Below are 14,920 nucleotides of genomic sequence, written 5' to 3' on the forward strand. Positions count from 1 at the left end.
GCGCGACGCGAAATGCCGGCAAGGCTGTGGCAGCATGCGGCCCATTCAAGAGACGAAAGGCAAGACGTGGCCGCAGTTCAAGACGCATTGGTCGTCAGCGAGACCATCGACGTACCGGCGAAGTCGGTCTATGACTTCGCCCGACAGATGGAGAACCTGCCACTGTGGGCGTCCGGTCTGGCCGCAGGCATCGAGCAGCGCGATGGCGCATGGTTCGCCGACTCCCCGATGGGAAAGGTCAGGGTGGAGATGGCGCCCGCCAATTCGTTCGGCGTGCTCGACCACGACGTCACGCTGCCGGACGGGGTCAGCGTGCACAACGCGTTCCGGGTCACACCCTGTGGCGATGGAAGCCTGCTGACCTTCGTCGTGCTTCGTCTGGCGGGCGTCAGCCTGGAGAGCTTCGACGCCGACGTGGCGCATGTGCGCCGCGACCTCGCTGCGTTGAAGCGCCTGCTCGAACTGCCGTGAACCTCCATCGGCTCGACCTGTTTTCCCTGTCGCTGTTCAGCCTGGTGGCGCGCAGCGGCAGCATCAGCAAGGGCGCCGAACTGGCCCACCTGGCCGTCGGCGCCGCCAGCAAGCGAATCACCGATCTCGAGGCCGCGGTCGGCGCCACCCTGCTGGAGCGCCACTCGCGCGGCATCACCCTGACCGTGGCCGGCCAGGCGCTGCAGATGCACGCGCAACGCATCCTCAGCGACGTCGATCAACTGGCCGCGGACTTGTCGGACTACGCGACCGGCCTCGTGGGCGTCGTGCGCCTGTGGGCCAACACGTCGGCAGTGACGCAGTTCCTGCCGGCGGACATCTCCTCCTTCGTCCGCGCGAACGCCGGCATCCGCATCGAACTCGAGGAAGAGGACAGCGGCGAAGTGGTGCTGGCGGTACTCGATGGCCGCGCCGACATCGGCATCTTCGCCGACCGCACCCCGGCCCTTGGCCTCCATCAGATGAACTACCGCGAAGACCGCCTGGTCCTCGTGGTGCCGCAGGGCCATCCGCTGGCACGCCGCCGCACCGTGCGCTTCGAGGAAGCCGTCGACTACGACTTCGTCAGCCTGCCCAAGAGCACCTCACTGGCCAAGCGCCTGCAGGCCGAGACCAAGGCGCTCGGCCGCAGCCTGAAGATGCGCCTGCAGGTTCGCAGCTTCGACGCGATGTGCCAGATGGTGGCGGCCGGCCTAGGCGTCGCGGTGCTGCCGCGCGAAGCGGTCCAGCCGCATCTGCGCTCGATGAACCTGAAGCAGATCGCCCTCCAGGATTCGTGGGCGTCGCGCCGCCTCCTGATCGGACTGAGGGACGCGAGCGCCGTGCCGCGGCACGTGCGCCTGCTGATCGACCACCTTTGCGGCCCCAGCGGCCGCTGACTGCGCCACGCAGGTCCTTTGGGGGAAACCCCCGCCCGCTTTCGCGATCCACGAAAGCTGGCTCTGCGCCTTTGTCGTTCCCTCGGCGGGGCTGCGATTCCAGAATTCATGCACCCCTGGAGACAAGCATGAACGACGAACTCGCATCCAACCTACCCCTGACGCCCGCGGCCCTGAAGGGCTTGCGCGTCATCGAGATGGGCCAACTGATCGCCGGCCCCTTCGCCGGCAAGACGCTCGGCGAATTCGGCGCCGACGTGATCAAGATCGAGGCGCCGGGCACCGGCGATCCGCTGCGCAACTGGCGCCTCATCAAGGAAGGCACCTCGGTCTGGTGGCAGGTGCAGTCGCGCAACAAGCGCTCGATCGCGCTCGACCTGCGCAGCCCCGAAGGCCAGGAGATCGCCCGCAAGCTGATCGCCGAGGCCGACGTGCTGATCGAGAACTTCCGCCCCGGCACGCTGGAAGGCTGGGGCATGGGCTACGACGTGCTCTCGAAGCTGAACCCGGGCCTGGTGATGCTGCGCATCTCGGGCTACGGCCAGACAGGCCCCTACCGCGACTTGCCGGGCTTCGGCGCCATCGGCGAGGCGATGGGCGGCCTGCGCCACCTGACCGGCGAGCCGGGCCGCGTGCCGGTGCGCTGCGGCATCTCGATCGGCGACACGCTGGCCGCGCTGCACGGCACCATCGGCATCCTCACCGCGCTGTACCACCGCAAGGTCAACGGCGGGCAGGGACAGGTCATCGACGTGGCGCTGCACGAGGCGGTGTTCAACGTCATGGAGAGCCTGCTGCCCGAATACAGCGCCTTCAATGCGGTGCGCGAGGCGGCCGGCAGCGCCCTGCCGGGCATCGCACCTTCGAACGCCTACCGCTGCACCGACGGCTACGTGCTCATCGCGGGCAATGGCGACAGCATCTTCAAGCGGCTGATGCAGGTGATCGGCCGGGACGACCTGGGCGCCGACGCCGAGCTCGCCAACAACGCCGGCCGGGTGACCCGCGTCGCCCAACTCGACGAAGCGATCGAGGCCTGGACGCAGACGCGTCCGGTCGCCGAGGTGCTCGCCGTGCTCGGCGAGGCCCGGGTGCCGGCCGGCAAGGTCTACACCGCCAAGGACATCGACGAGGACCCGCACTACCGTGCGCGCGACATGATCCTGCGGCAGACCACGCGAGACGGCTACGTCGTCGACGTGCCTGGCGTGGTGCCGAAGCTGCTCGGCACGCCCGGCACGGTGCGCTCTTCGGCGCCCCGCCTCGGCGACGACACCGACGCGGTGCTCGACGAACTCGGATTCTCAACCCAGGACATCGCCGCCCTGCGCGGCAGAAAGGTGGTCGCATGAACGCCAACGACACGCTCTGGAACGGCGCCGGCCGGCGCATCTACATGCAGGAAGTCGGCACGCGCGACGGCCTGCAGGTCGAAGAGGCCTTTGTTCCCACGGAAGACAAGATCGCGCTCGTCAACGCGCTGTCGCAAGCCGGCATGGCGAAGGTCGAGGTGACGGCCTTCGTGTCGCCGAAGGCCATCCCGGCATTGCGCGATGCAGAGATCGTGCTGCGCGAGATCGAGCGCCGGCCCGGCGTGGTCTACAGCGCGCTGGTGCCCAACGTCCGCGGCGCCGAGCGCGCCATCGACGCGAACGCCGACGAACTCAACCTCGTGATGTCGGCGAGCGAGAGCCACAACCTTGCCAACCTGCGGATGACCCGCGAGCAGTCTTTCGCCGCGCTGTCGGACGTCAACGCCCTGGCGCGGCAGGCGAAGGTGCCGGTCAACGTCTCGCTTTCGTGCGTCTTCGGTTGCCCGATGGAAGGCGACGTGCCCGTGGCCACCGTGCTCGACTGGTGCACCCGCTTCGTCGAAGGCCTGGGCGCCCGCGGCGTCACGCTGTGCGACACGACGGGCATGGCCTATCCCGGCCAGGTCGCGGCGCTTACCGCGGCCTTCCGCGAGCGTTGGCCGGCCACGGAGCTCACGCTCCACTTCCACAACACACGCGGCATGGGCCTGGCGAATGTGCTGGCGGCCATCGGCGCCGGAGCCGACCGCTTCGACGCATCGCTCGGCGGCATCGGTGGCTGTCCTTACGCGCCCGGTGCGACCGGCAATGTATGCAGCGAGGAAATCGTTCATGCGCTCGAACTGATGGGTTACCGCACCGGTGTCGATCTCGCATTGCTGATCGAAGCCTCGCGGCACCTGCCGGCACTGATCGGCCACGACATTCCGAGCCAGATCGTCAAGGCAGGCCGCCGTCTCGACCTGCATCCGGTACCTGCCGATTTCGCCGCCATCCGTGAACGCGCCCTGGCGCGTGCCATCTGAAGTTTCAAACACGAGAGACAACCATGACATTGCACCAGACCCTCTTCGCATCACCGTTCACTCGCCGCGCGGCAGCTGTGCTCATCTCGGCCTCCGGCATCGCCGGGATGGGACTGGCCATGGCCGAGGACGGCCCGTACCCCAGCCGCCCCATCACGATGATCGTCCCTACCGCGCCCGGAGGCACGACCGACATTTCGGCCCGCATGCTGGCCGATCCACTCGGCAAGGCGCTCGGCCAATCGGTCATCGTCGACAACAAGGGCGGGGGCAACGGCGCGATCGCCGCCATCGCGGTGAAACGCGCCGACCCGAGCGGCTACACGCTCCTGATGCAGTACTCGGGCTACCACGTCATCACCCCGCATGTGAGTCAGCAGAAGCCGCAATGGTCCGCCGAGGACTTTCGTCCCGTCGCCAACGTGCTGAGCGCGCCCCAGGTCATCGTGGTGCGCGAGGGCGTGCCCGCGAAAAACCTCGCCGAGCTGATCGCCTATGCCAAGGCCAACCCGGGCAAACTGACCTACGCCTCGTCCGGCAACGGCTCGCTCCAGCATGTGACGGGCGCCATGCTCGAGCAGCAGGCCGGCATCCAGCTCACGCACGTGCCTTACAAAGGGACGGGCCCGGCACTGCAAGACCTGCTCGGCGGCCAGGTCGACATGACCTTCGGTACGCCGCCGCCCTTCATGCAGCACATCCAGGCAGGCAAGCTGCGTGCGCTGGCAGTCACCGGCAAGACGCGCCTGTCGTCACTGCCCAACGTGCCGACCGCCGCCGAGGCCGGCATGCCCAAGCTCGACGCCACCTCGTGGTTCGCACTGTTCGCGCCGGCCAAGACGCCGCAGGCCGTGGTCGATCGCCTGAGCAGCGAGATCGCCAAGATCACTGCGACGCAGGCCTTCCAGCAGAAGGCCGCTGAACAGGGCGCCACGGCCGACTACATGGACCCCAAGAAGCTCGGCGACTACAGCAAGGCCGAACTGGCGCGCTGGGGCGATGTGGTCAAGGCGGCTCGAATCCAGGCGGAGTAAGCGACGACTGAAGGAGAGAACGGGGAACCCATGGCTTCCCGTTCTTGCCGCGTCAGCCCTGAGCCCGACACCTTGTAGGCCAACGCCGCGGCAACTCACTCGAGCCACGGCGGACGGCACCCGGCCCATAGAATTGCCCGCGCCTTGCGCCTGCCCGGATTTCCCGAGGCAGGCGTCGTTGCCCCTCAAGCCCGGGAAGTCAACAACATGAAGAGTGAACTCCAAGCCATCCTGTCTGCCTTGCAGGACAACGAAGGCAGAGTCGTCGAGGTCTGGCTCGACGAACTCGGGGCCATCGAGCCGGCCGCACGCCGGGCCATCCAGCCGGACGCGGAGGAACTGCTCCGGCTGCTGCGCGAGGCCTTGGCGGCGGATGCCGACCCGAGCGCCATGGAAGCCCCGGCATGGGCCGGCACCCGTCAGGTCCTGGAGGCCCTGTCGCGCTCGCGCGCCGCACGGGGCCAGTCGGCGGGCGACACCAGCCTCTTCGTCCTCGCCCTCAAGAAGCCGCTGTTCGATGGGCTGCAACGCAAGCTGGCCTCCGAACCCGCTGCCCTGATGCCGGCCCTGTGGGCAGCAACGACGCTGGTCGACAAGCTCGCCCAACGCACGGTGGCCACCTTCCAGCAGGCGCGCGAGAACATCATCAAGCGCCAGCAGGAGGAGTTGCTCGAACTTTCCACGCCGGTCATCAAGCTCTGGGAAGGCGTTCTGGCCGTGCCCATGATCGGCATCCTGGACAGCAACCGGACGCAGATCGTCATGGAAACCCTGCTCCAGAAGATCGTGGAGACCGAGTCCGAGCTCGCGATCATCGACATCACCGGCGTGCCCACCGTCGACACGCTGGTCGCGCAACACCTGCTCAAGACAGTCAGCGCGATCCGCCTGATGGGTGCCGACTGCATCATCAGCGGCATCCGCCCCCAGATTGCACAGACCATCGTCCATCTGGGGATCGATCTTCAGGGCATCAGCACCAAGGCCACGCTCGCCGATGCACTGGGGCTCGCGTTCCAGAAGACCGGCTGGCGCATCACGCACAACGACTGAAGCCGCCATGGAACGCATTCCAATCCTGCGCATGGGCGATACCCTGCTGGTCACCATCCAGGTGGACATGCAGGACCAGACGGCCCTCGCGTTGCAGGACGACCTGGCCGACAAGATCGCCAAGACCGGCGCGAGCGGCGTCTTGATCGACATCACCGCGCTGGAGATCGTCGACTCCTTCGTCGGGCGCATGCTCACCGGCATATCGAGCATCGCACGCATCCTTTCGGCAACGACAGTCGTCGTCGGCATGCAGCCGGCCGTTGCCATCACCCTGATCGAACTCGGCTTGTCTCTCGAAGGCGTCAGGACCGCGCTCAATGTCGAGCGCGGCATGGAGCTCCTGCGCAAGACGCGCCAGGAGAGCCATCTTGGAAACTGAACGCTCTGGCGAACTGCCGGTGCTGTCCGAACAGAACATCGTGGCCAGCCGCCAGCTGGTGCGTGCCCTTTGCCAGCGGCTGAAGTTTTCCCTGGTCGACCAGACCAAGATGATCACCGCCGCCAGCGAGCTGTCGCGCAACACCTTGATCCACGGCGGCGGTGGACGCATGCGCTGGGAACTGGTCGACCGCGAAGGCAAGCAGGGCCTGCAGTTGCATTTCGAGGACGAGGGACCGGGCATCGCGGACGTGAAGCTGGCCATGACGGATGGCTGGACGAGCGGAAGCGGCATGGGCCTGGGCTTGCCCGGAAGCAAGCGCCTGGTGAGCGATTTCGAGATCGACTCCGCGCCCGGCCGGGGCACTCGTGTGAGCATCACCAAGTGGAAGTGATTCGGGGCTGGACCCACTTCTCCTTTCCCATGGGCGACGCCAGCTGCGTCGGGGAGGCGCGACGGCACGCCGCCCAGGAGGCCGCGCAGCTGGGCTTTGGCGACACAGAGGCTGGACGCCTGGCGCTGGTGGTCACAGAACTCGGTACCAACCTGCTGCGCCATGCGCGCCAGGGCCAACTGCTGATCGCAGCCCGGCCCGATCACGCGGACATCGAGGTGCTGGCGATCGACGAGGGCCCGGGCATCCAGGACGTGACACGGGCCATGGAGGACGGCTTCACGACGGGCAACTCCCCCGGCACCGGCCTGGGCGCAATCAAGCGGCTGGCCAGCCACTTCGACATCCACAGCGCGGTGCCGCACGGCACGGTGTGCCTCGCGCGGGTGCGCAAGCACGCCGCGACAGGCACCGAGCAAGCCGCCGACCAGCGTGCCTTCGAGGTTGGCGCCGTCTGCGTGCCGCTGCAAGGCGAGACGGCATGCGGCGACGCCTGGGGCGCAGCCTTCGACGCCGCCGGTCTGACGGCGCTGGTCGCGGACGGCCTGGGGCACGGCCCGGAGGCCGCCAAGCCTTCGCAACTCGCGGTCGCCACCTTCCTGGAAGCGCCGCGGCGCGACCTTCGAGGCATCGTCGAGCAGGTCCACCTCGACCTCAAGACGACCCGGGGCGCGGCAGTGTGCCTGGTCCGGCTTTCCGGCGACGATGAGACGCTGCGATGCGCGGGCGCCGGCAATGTGGCGGTGCGGGTGGTGTCCGGCGTCTACGACCGCTCGATGGTGACCCAGCATGGCACCGCCGGCGTGCAGATACGAAAGCCCGACGAAACCTCCATGGTGCTGCCGCTCCACGCGCTCGTCGTCGTGCACAGCGACGGCATCGCGTCGCGGTGGGATACTCAACACATCCTGCCGGTCCTCGGGCGAGACCCGGCCCTGGTGGCGGCCATCCTGATGCGCCACCATTCCAGAAAGCGCGACGACGCCACCATCGTGGTGGTCCGTCGGAGGAACTAGGGATGTCGACCACAGATTCAGAGCAGTCCAGCATCGAGGCGGCCGCCCTGGCGGCAAGCCAGCAAGAGGTCGAAGCCCTGCGAGCCGAGCTCGAGGAAACCAACCGGGGTGTGGTGGCGCTCTACGCCGAACTCGACGCGCAGGCCGAACAGCTCAAGCGGGCGACCGAGCTCAAGAGCCGCTTCCTCGCCTACATGAGCCACGAGTTCCGAACGCCCATCAGTGCCATCCGGAGCATTGCACGCCTTCTCGTGGACCGGATCGATGGCCCCCTTACACCGGAGCAGGAAAAGCAGGTTTCCTTCATCCAGTCGACGGCCACCGAGTTCTCCGAGATGGTCGACGACCTGCTGGACCTCGCCAAGATCGAGGCCGGCCGGGTCGAGATCTCGCCGGCCTGGTTCGAGATGGTCGATCTCTTTTCGGCGCTGCGCGGCATGTTCAAGCCGGTGCTGACGAACCCCGACATGTCGCTGGTGTTCGAAGAGCCGGAGGGCTTGCCCAAGCTCTACACCGACGATCGGAAGCTGTCCCAGATCCTGCGCAACTTCATCTCCAACGCCCTCAAGTTCACGACCCATGGGGAAGTCCGGGTCTCGGCAACGCACGAGGGCGAGAACTTCATCAGGTTCTCCGTGAGCGACACCGGCATCGGCATCGATTCGAAGTACCACGGTGCCGTGTTCAATGACTTCTCCCAGATCGATTCGCCGGTGCAGAAGCGCCTGCGGGGCACCGGCCTGGGCCTGTCCCTGAGCAAGCAACTGGCCATCCTGCTGGGCGGACGGGTGGAATTGGACAGCGAGTTGGGCAAGGGGTCGACGTTCTCGGTGATCGTTCCGGTCCAGCTGGAGATGTCTGCTCGGCCGCAGGGTGTTGGCGTCGCGGGGTGATTCGTGCCTGAAAGCGTCATCCAGACCACCATCGATCGCAGCCAGCATGTGGTGCTGGTGGTGGACGACAACCCGACGACACGCTACTCCACCGCGCGCTTCGTTCGTGCCGCCGGCTTCCTGACCGAAGAAGCCGCCACCGGCGCCGAGGCGGTGGCCAAATCCGTCCGAAGCGTCTCGGCGGTGGTTCTTGACGTCCACCTGCCCGACATGAACGGCTTCGAAGTCTGCCGGCTCATCCGTTCGGACGAACGCACATCGCTGCTGCCCATCATCCACCTGTCGGCCACGTACGTGGAAAACGAGGACAAGGTCGCGGGCCTGAACGCCGGCGCCGACGCGTACCTGGTCCACCCCGTGGAACCGGCGGTGCTCACCGCCACGCTGCAGGCGCTGATCCGCGCGCGCCTGGCGGAAGACAGCTTCCGGCGCAGCGACATCCGCTTCCGCGCGGTCTTCAGCCAGGCACTCAGCGGCATGGCGCTGTTCCAGGCCAACGGCGCGTTTGCGGACGTGAACCCCGCCATGGCGCGGATGCTGGGCCGGCCGCCGGAAGAACTCCTGGGCCGGCCCATCAGCGACTTCGCTCCTTCCGAATGGACCGACTTCGTGAGCCATCGGACGATCACTGCGCTGGAGGAAGGCGCGTCCTGGCACGGCGAGTTCCCGCTCATGCGGCCGGACGGCGCCTGGGTCTACCTGCAATGGAGCATCTCCGCCCACCTGGAGCCGGGGCTTCGCATCGGCATTGCGGTCGATGTGTCCGAACGGCAGGAGCTGGATCGCCGGCGGCAGGAGGTGCTGGAGCGCGAGCAGGCGGCCCGCACCACGGCCGAGCGGCACAGCCGTACCAAGGACGATTTCGTCGCTGTCCTGTCGCACGAGTTGCGCACGCCCCTGAATTCCATCTCCGGCTGGGTTCATATCCTCAAGAAGCGCGGCACCACACCGGAGATGCTGAAGGGCCTGGACGCCATCGACCGCAACGTCCACGCGCAGGCGCGCATCATTTCGGACATCCTGGACGTTTCGCGCATCAACTCCGGCAAGTTGCGCCTGGACCGGCAATGGACCGACCCGGCGGAAGTCGTGAACACCGCGATCGACGCGCTCCGCGATTCGACAACGACCAAGCAGCTCACGCTCGATATCCAATGCCCGGGCGATTCGCGCAAGGCATGGCTCGACCCGACACGCTTCCAGCAGATCGTCTGGAACCTGATGACCAATGCCATCAAGTTCTCGCGGGAAGGCGGCACCATCCAGGTCCTGCTCGCACGTGAAGGCGACGTGCTGAAGCTTTCGGTGCGCGACTTCGGCAGAGGCATCCGGGCCGATTTCATCGAACACCTGTTCGATCGGTTCACGCAAAGCGACTCGCCGGACAGCCGCTTCCACGGCGGCCTCGGCCTCGGTCTGTCGATCGTCAAGCACCTGGCTGAACTGCACGGCGGCGGCGTGGTCGCGGCGAGCGAAGGAGAGGACAGGGGAGCTCTTTTCGTGGTCGAGCTGCATGTAGCCCAGACCGACACCGAGACCGCGCCGCGCGCGTCGAATGACACCGTCGAGATCCCCTCGATCCACGAAAGCTCGCCGCTCAAGGACGTCGAGGTCCTGGTCGTCGAGGACAGCACCGATGCAAGCGAAATGCTGCACGTCGTGCTGGCGGACGCAGGTGCTCGCGTGCGACTGGCGATCGACTACGACAGCGCGCTGCAGGCCGCCGCACAAAGCTGGCCGGATGTGCTGGTCAGTGACATCGGACTGCCAGGGCGAGACGGCTACGAACTGATTCGCGAACTTCGCAGCACCGCCCGCGCCACGACGGGACGGCACCTGCTCGCCGTGGCCCTGACGGCCTTCTCGCGCAACCAGGACAGGGAGCGCGCCTTGGCCGCGGGCTTCGACGTGCACCTGGGAAAGCCGCTGCAGCCGCACCGGCTGATCGCCGCCATCGTCGAACTCGCTGGACGCACGCCCGGCGACGCGGGAGACGGCAGCCCCGCGTGACCCCTCACCACGGAGCCACACTTGTCATCCAAAGCCGCGCGCATCGCACTGTCAGCTTCGGCAGCCGCTCTGGGAAGCATCGCGACCTACTGGGCCCTCCTGGCCGCGCGCCAGGGGCATATCCTCTTCGATGCCCGCAAGCAGCACCCGGTCGTTCATTTGTCCGACGACTTCTCCACCTACTCCCATACCGTGCCGGGGGGCATGGTCCGCGGCTATGTCTATCACCCGCACGGCGAAGAGGCACTGCGGGACCTGTTCATCTATTTCGCGGGCCGTGGCGAGGACGTCCGCGCCACGGCGCAGGCACTGCACTGGCTGCCGGAAGGCTTCGGGTTCGCCGCGATCAACTATCGGGGTGTGGCCGATTCCCAAGGTCACCCTTCCGAAATCGCCTCGGTCCAGGACGCGTGCCAGTTTGCCAATCACCTGCGCCGCGCCCTGCCGAACGCGCGCCTGCATGTGGTCGGCCGAAGCCTGGGAACCGGTGTGGCCATCCAGCTCGTGGCGCGACAGGATTTCTCCAGCCTCCAGTTGGTCACGCCCTACGACTCGATGCTGGAGGTGGCGAAGCGCCGCTTTCCGCTGGTTCCGCTCTCGCTCCTGCTGCGGCACCAGTTCAACTCGCTCGCGCACTGCCGGGAAGTCGCCGCGAAAACCCAGGTCCTGCTGGCCGAGTCGGACGACGTCGTTCTGCCGGAGCGCTCGGAGAAACTCATCGCTGCCTGGCCGACGCCCATCAGCGTGCAGACGATCCCGGGCTCCAACCACCACAGCATCATGGGACTCGAAGCGACCTGGCTTCATCTCATCGACTTCGCGTTGACGACCATCCTGCCTGAGCCGAAGGCCGCCTGAGCCGCGATGATCTGCTCCACGATCGGACATGAAGCTTCGAACTCGGCGGAGTGCTTGGCGCAGTCTTGAAATTTCCGCACGGACCCCGAGATTCCGTCCCAGGCCAAAATGCAGACGGAGACCCCATGACCGAGACCGAAACGCTGCACATCGTGTGCCCGCACTGCCACACCACCAACCGCGTGCGCAAGGCGCAGCTCGGCAGCTCGCCCGATTGCGGCAACTGCCATCAGCCGCTGTTCACGGGCCATTCAACCGCGCTCGACGAAGCCTCCTTCGACCGCCACGTCGCACGCAACGAGCTTCCCGTGCTGGTCGATTTCTGGGCGCCATGGTGCGGGCCGTGCCGGCAGATGGCGCCGGGCTACGAGCAGGCGGCGGCGCAACTGGAGCCCAAGGTCCGTGTGGCGAAGGTCGATACCGAGGCCGTGCCGGCCCTCGGCGCGCGCTTCAATATCAGGAGCATCCCGACATTGGCGCTTTTCAAGGGCGGACGGGAAGTGGCGCGCCAAGCCGGCGCGATGGGCGCGGCGGACATCGTTCGCTGGGTGCAGGCCCATTCGGCATAGAACGAGACCGTTGGGGCCAGCCCGCGCCTTCGACTACGGGGCGGGCAACACGTCGGGCTCGACGCGCGAATCGATCTTGAGTTGAAGAAAGGCCAGGTCGAGCCATCCGCCGAACTTGGTGCCGACCTCCTTCAGAAGGCCGACCTCCTCGAACCCGAGCTTCTTGTGCATCTCGATGGAGCCGGCGTTCTTCGCATCGATGCCCGCGACCAGCACATGCTTGCCGATGCGGCGTGCGCGATCGATCAAGGCGACCATGAGCGTCTTGCCGATGCCTGCACCTCGGCAGTCCTTGCGAACGTACACGGAATGCTCGACCGTATGACGGTAGCCGTCGAATGCGCGCCAGTCGCCGAATGACGCGTAGCCGGCAACGGTGCCGCTGTCGTCGACCGCCACGAGCACCGGGTAGCCCGCGCGCTGGCGGTCGGCCAGCCAGGCCGCTCGGTTGGCCGCGTCGACGGTCTTCTCGTTCCAGATCGCGGTGGTGTGGAGCACCGCGTCGTTGTAGATGGCGACGATGCCCTCGATGTCGCCTGCTTCCGCGTCACGTACCTGCATGCTTGCCTCCGGATGGGAACTGCCGCGCCCCGATGCGCAAGTCTTCGGTCGAGATGGCGCGCACCCGCGGGCCGAAGCTGCTGATGTTCGTGAGCGTCTCGTTGTGATGCCGGATCACCTGGATGGGGGACAGGTGCCGGTTGCCTTCGGTGGTGTGCGCATCCTCGACCAGGACCACAGGGAAGCCGAGTGCCAGCGCCCTGCGCGTCGTGGTGTCCACACAGAATTCCGTGTGCATCCCGCAGATCACGAGATCCGTGACCCCATGGTCCTGGAGCACCTGCTCCAGTTCCGTTCGATGAAACGAGTCCGGGGTCGTCTTGCGGATGCGAAGATCCGTCGGCTCGACGCGGAGACCGCGGGCGAGTTGCCATGCGACCGTACCGAACTCGAGGTAGCCGGCGTTGGATTCATGCTGGATGAACACGACCAGCGCACCTGCCGCACGCGCCTTGTCCGACACGCGATTGATCCGGCCGATGACCTGCTGCGACTCGTAGGCGTCATGCTCGCCTTCGCACAGGCCCTGCTGGACATCGATCACGAGAAGCGCTGTATTCATGGACTCCGGATTCTGACCGAGATGCAGCATCGTGCGAAGGATGGTGCGAGCCGCGCGCGCTTCCATTCCGGCGTGGCCGAACCCAAGGCCATCTGCCATGATGGCGCTGCGACGATGGACGTCGTCGCATCAAGGAGCGATGGATGCACATCACCTGGCGCCATGGACACAGACCCGCCTCGACCGCGAAATGGATGGCAGGCATGCTCGTAGCCGCTCTGGCGGCATGCCTTCACGCGCAACCCGTGCGCTGGCGCGGCGAGTTCGTCTACTTCGCCGATTCCGCGGCCTTCACCGATTGCGCGAGCGGCAAGCGCTGGCCCGTGGCGATGACAGGCGACTACCTCGCGCTCGAACGCGCCTATCTGCACTGGCACAGCGCACCGACCGCTCCCCTGCTGGTGAACTTCGACGGGCGGCTCGAAATCCGGGAGCCGATGGAAGGGCCGGCGCGCGAGCACATGATCGTCGAGCGGTTCGCATCGGTCGAGCCCGGGAACACGTGCGAGATGGTTTCGACCGGCAAGCAGAAGCAGAAGGCGACGGCCGCGCTGAAGGACACCTACTGGAAGCTGGCGGAGATCGGCGGCGCCCCGGTGGCCATGCTGCCCGGCCAGCAGCGCGAAGTGCGCATCACCCTCGCGAGCGAGGGCTCCCGCCTGTCGGGATTCAGCGGATGCAATCAGTTGATCGGCAGCTACGAAGCCAAGGACCAGACGCTGCGCTTCCAGGCGGCCGGCACGATGATGGCCTGCGAGCCGCCGCTGATGGAACTCGAGCGCAAGGTGCACGTGGCGCTGGGCGCCACGTCGGCGTATCGCATCGAGGGCGAGCGCCTGATCATCCTGGGTGCGGACGGCAAGACCCTGGCGGGCTTCGACGCCGTCTACCTGCGCTAGCCCATCCCCTCAGGCCTGCACGCGCATCGTCTGGCTCCTGCGCCAGGCAGCGGGCGGTGCCCCGTACTCGCGCCGGAACGCCCTGCTGAAGGCCGTGTCGGTCTGGTAGCCCACATCTTCCGCAATGCTCGCCAGCGGCGCGTTGCTGCGGCTCAGCAGATTGGCGGCCAGCAGCATGCGCCATTGCGTCAGGTATTGCATCGGCGAACTGCCGACCAGTTGCTGGAATCGTTCGGCCAGCACCGACCTCGAACTGCTGGCCGTGCGCGCCAGCTCATCCAGCGACCATGCGTGTGCGGGATTCTTGTGCATCGCATTCAAGGCGGCGCCGACGACGCGGTCGCCCACGCCTGCGAGCCACCCGGTCCGGCCTTCGCTCTGCTCGTTCATGTAGAGGCGCAGGACTTCGATGAAGAGCACTTCGGCCAGCTTGGACAGCACACCGGCGCCGCCCGGCCGGGGCGAGCGCGCTTCGGCCAGCGCATAGCGGACGGACGCTTCGAGCCAGGCGCCCGCATTCGATCCGCGCACGTTCACCCTGACCAGGGGCGGCAGGCCCGTCAACAGCATGCCCGCGAGCCGCGCATCGCAGGCCAAGTAGCCGCACACCAGCCGTGTGGCGGGGCCGCCGCCGCCGTAGTCCAACTGGCGCGGGCGACGCGCGAGCACCCGGTCCAGCCGTCCCCCCGTGGCAGGCGGAAGGCCGGGCTGTGACGTCATGCGATGCGCGTCGCCCTGGGGAAAAACGATGGCGTCGCCCGCGACGAGGCGCACCGGCAGCTCGTTGGCCATCTCGACATAGCACTCGCCGTCGGTGATCAGGTGAAAGATCACCACCCGTTCGGCACCGGGCTCCAGCACCGGCGCCACCGTGTCCGCCCGCGGCGACTGGTAGCACCACGGCGCGGTGAACCGGGCGTTGATGAAGATGGCGCCGACCAGCCGCACGACGCGAAGGGTTTCCGACAAGGCATCCACGGC

General features: G+C 67.0%; 17 protein-coding genes. 14 read left to right on the forward strand and 3 right to left on the reverse strand.

What is annotated here, in order from left to right; genetic code table 11:
* Positions 1–66 precede the first annotated feature (66 nt).
* From QTH97_RS04930 to trxC, 13 genes are all read left to right on the forward strand, one after another.
* Positions 67–471 (forward strand): SRPBCC family protein, encoded by a 405-nt coding sequence (locus tag QTH97_RS04930; protein WP_286566936.1) that lies wholly within the window; start codon positions 67–69, stop codon positions 469–471.
* Complete coding sequence (locus tag QTH97_RS04935; RefSeq protein ID WP_286566937.1) at positions 468–1,370, forward strand: LysR family transcriptional regulator; 903 nt, start codon at positions 468–470, stop codon at positions 1,368–1,370. The genes QTH97_RS04930 and QTH97_RS04935 overlap by 4 nt, the downstream gene beginning before the upstream one ends.
* 128 nt (positions 1,371–1,498) lie before the next feature.
* A complete protein-coding gene (locus QTH97_RS04940; protein ID WP_286566938.1) occupies positions 1,499–2,722 on the forward strand; it encodes a CaiB/BaiF CoA transferase family protein in 1,224 nt (407 codons plus the stop codon).
* Positions 2,719–3,708 carry a hydroxymethylglutaryl-CoA lyase gene (locus QTH97_RS04945; protein ID WP_286566939.1) on the forward strand — a complete coding sequence of 330 codons (990 nt, stop codon included), beginning with the start codon at positions 2,719–2,721 and terminating at the stop codon, positions 3,706–3,708. The genes QTH97_RS04940 and QTH97_RS04945 overlap by 4 nt, the downstream gene beginning before the upstream one ends.
* A gap of 23 nt (positions 3,709–3,731) precedes the next feature.
* Positions 3,732–4,742 carry a Bug family tripartite tricarboxylate transporter substrate binding protein gene (locus QTH97_RS04950; RefSeq protein WP_444813374.1) on the forward strand — a complete coding sequence of 337 codons (1,011 nt, stop codon included), beginning with the start codon at positions 3,732–3,734 and terminating at the stop codon, positions 4,740–4,742.
* Positions 4,743–4,949: 207 nt separating this feature from the next.
* Positions 4,950–5,795, forward strand: a complete 846-nt coding sequence (locus tag QTH97_RS04955) for an STAS domain-containing protein (RefSeq protein WP_286566940.1) — start codon at positions 4,950–4,952, stop codon at positions 5,793–5,795.
* Positions 5,796–5,802: 7 nt separating this feature from the next.
* Positions 5,803–6,177: an STAS domain-containing protein gene (locus QTH97_RS04960; RefSeq protein ID WP_286566941.1), complete on the forward strand. Its 375-nt coding sequence runs from the start codon at positions 5,803–5,805 to the stop codon at positions 6,175–6,177.
* Positions 6,167–6,571, forward strand: a complete 405-nt coding sequence (locus tag QTH97_RS04965) for an anti-sigma regulatory factor (protein ID WP_286566942.1) — start codon at positions 6,167–6,169, stop codon at positions 6,569–6,571. The genes QTH97_RS04960 and QTH97_RS04965 overlap by 11 nt, the downstream gene beginning before the upstream one ends.
* Positions 6,562–7,587, forward strand: a complete 1,026-nt coding sequence (locus QTH97_RS04970) for an ATP-binding SpoIIE family protein phosphatase (RefSeq protein ID WP_286566943.1) — start codon at positions 6,562–6,564, stop codon at positions 7,585–7,587. Before QTH97_RS04965 ends, QTH97_RS04970 begins: the two co-directional genes overlap by 10 nt.
* Positions 7,588–7,589: 2 nt before the next feature.
* Positions 7,590–8,480 (forward strand): ATP-binding protein, encoded by an 891-nt coding sequence (locus QTH97_RS04975; protein WP_286566944.1) that lies wholly within the window; start codon positions 7,590–7,592, stop codon positions 8,478–8,480.
* A gap of 3 nt (positions 8,481–8,483) precedes the next feature.
* Complete coding sequence (locus tag QTH97_RS04980; RefSeq protein WP_286566945.1) at positions 8,484–10,490, forward strand: hybrid sensor histidine kinase/response regulator; 2,007 nt, start codon at positions 8,484–8,486, stop codon at positions 10,488–10,490.
* A gap of 21 nt (positions 10,491–10,511) precedes the next feature.
* Positions 10,512–11,348: an alpha/beta hydrolase gene (locus QTH97_RS04985; RefSeq protein WP_286566946.1), complete on the forward strand. Its 837-nt coding sequence runs from the start codon at positions 10,512–10,514 to the stop codon at positions 11,346–11,348.
* Between the two features lie 125 nt (positions 11,349–11,473).
* On the forward strand, positions 11,474–11,917 hold the full coding sequence (gene trxC, locus QTH97_RS04990) for a thioredoxin TrxC (RefSeq protein WP_286566947.1): 444 nt from the start codon (positions 11,474–11,476) through the stop codon (positions 11,915–11,917).
* Positions 11,918–11,950: 33 nt separating this feature from the next.
* On the opposite strand, the gene QTH97_RS04995 is transcribed toward trxC, so the two are convergent.
* Both QTH97_RS04995 and QTH97_RS05000 read right to left on the reverse strand, forming a co-directional pair.
* Positions 11,951–12,478 (reverse strand): GNAT family N-acetyltransferase, encoded by a 528-nt coding sequence (locus QTH97_RS04995; RefSeq protein ID WP_286566948.1) that lies wholly within the window; start codon positions 12,476–12,478, stop codon positions 11,951–11,953.
* Positions 12,465–13,040, reverse strand: coding sequence for a cysteine hydrolase family protein (locus QTH97_RS05000; protein ID WP_286566949.1), 576 nt, complete (start codon positions 13,038–13,040; stop codon positions 12,465–12,467). Before QTH97_RS05000 ends, QTH97_RS04995 begins: the two co-directional genes overlap by 14 nt.
* 203 nt (positions 13,041–13,243) lie before the next feature.
* On the opposite strand from QTH97_RS05000, the gene QTH97_RS05005 reads away from it, so the two are divergent.
* Entirely contained in the window at positions 13,244–13,939 is a 696-nt protein-coding gene (locus QTH97_RS05005; RefSeq protein ID WP_286566950.1) for an META domain-containing protein, read from the forward strand.
* 9 nt (positions 13,940–13,948) lie between these two features.
* On the opposite strand, the gene QTH97_RS05010 is transcribed toward QTH97_RS05005, so the two are convergent.
* A complete protein-coding gene (locus QTH97_RS05010) occupies positions 13,949–14,917 on the reverse strand; it encodes an AraC family transcriptional regulator (protein WP_286566951.1) in 969 nt (322 codons plus the stop codon).
* Between the last annotated feature and the right edge of the window lie 3 nt (positions 14,918–14,920).

This window comes from Variovorax gracilis (assembly GCF_030317115.1).
GTDB lineage: Bacteria > Pseudomonadota > Gammaproteobacteria > Burkholderiales > Burkholderiaceae_C > Variovorax > Variovorax gracilis.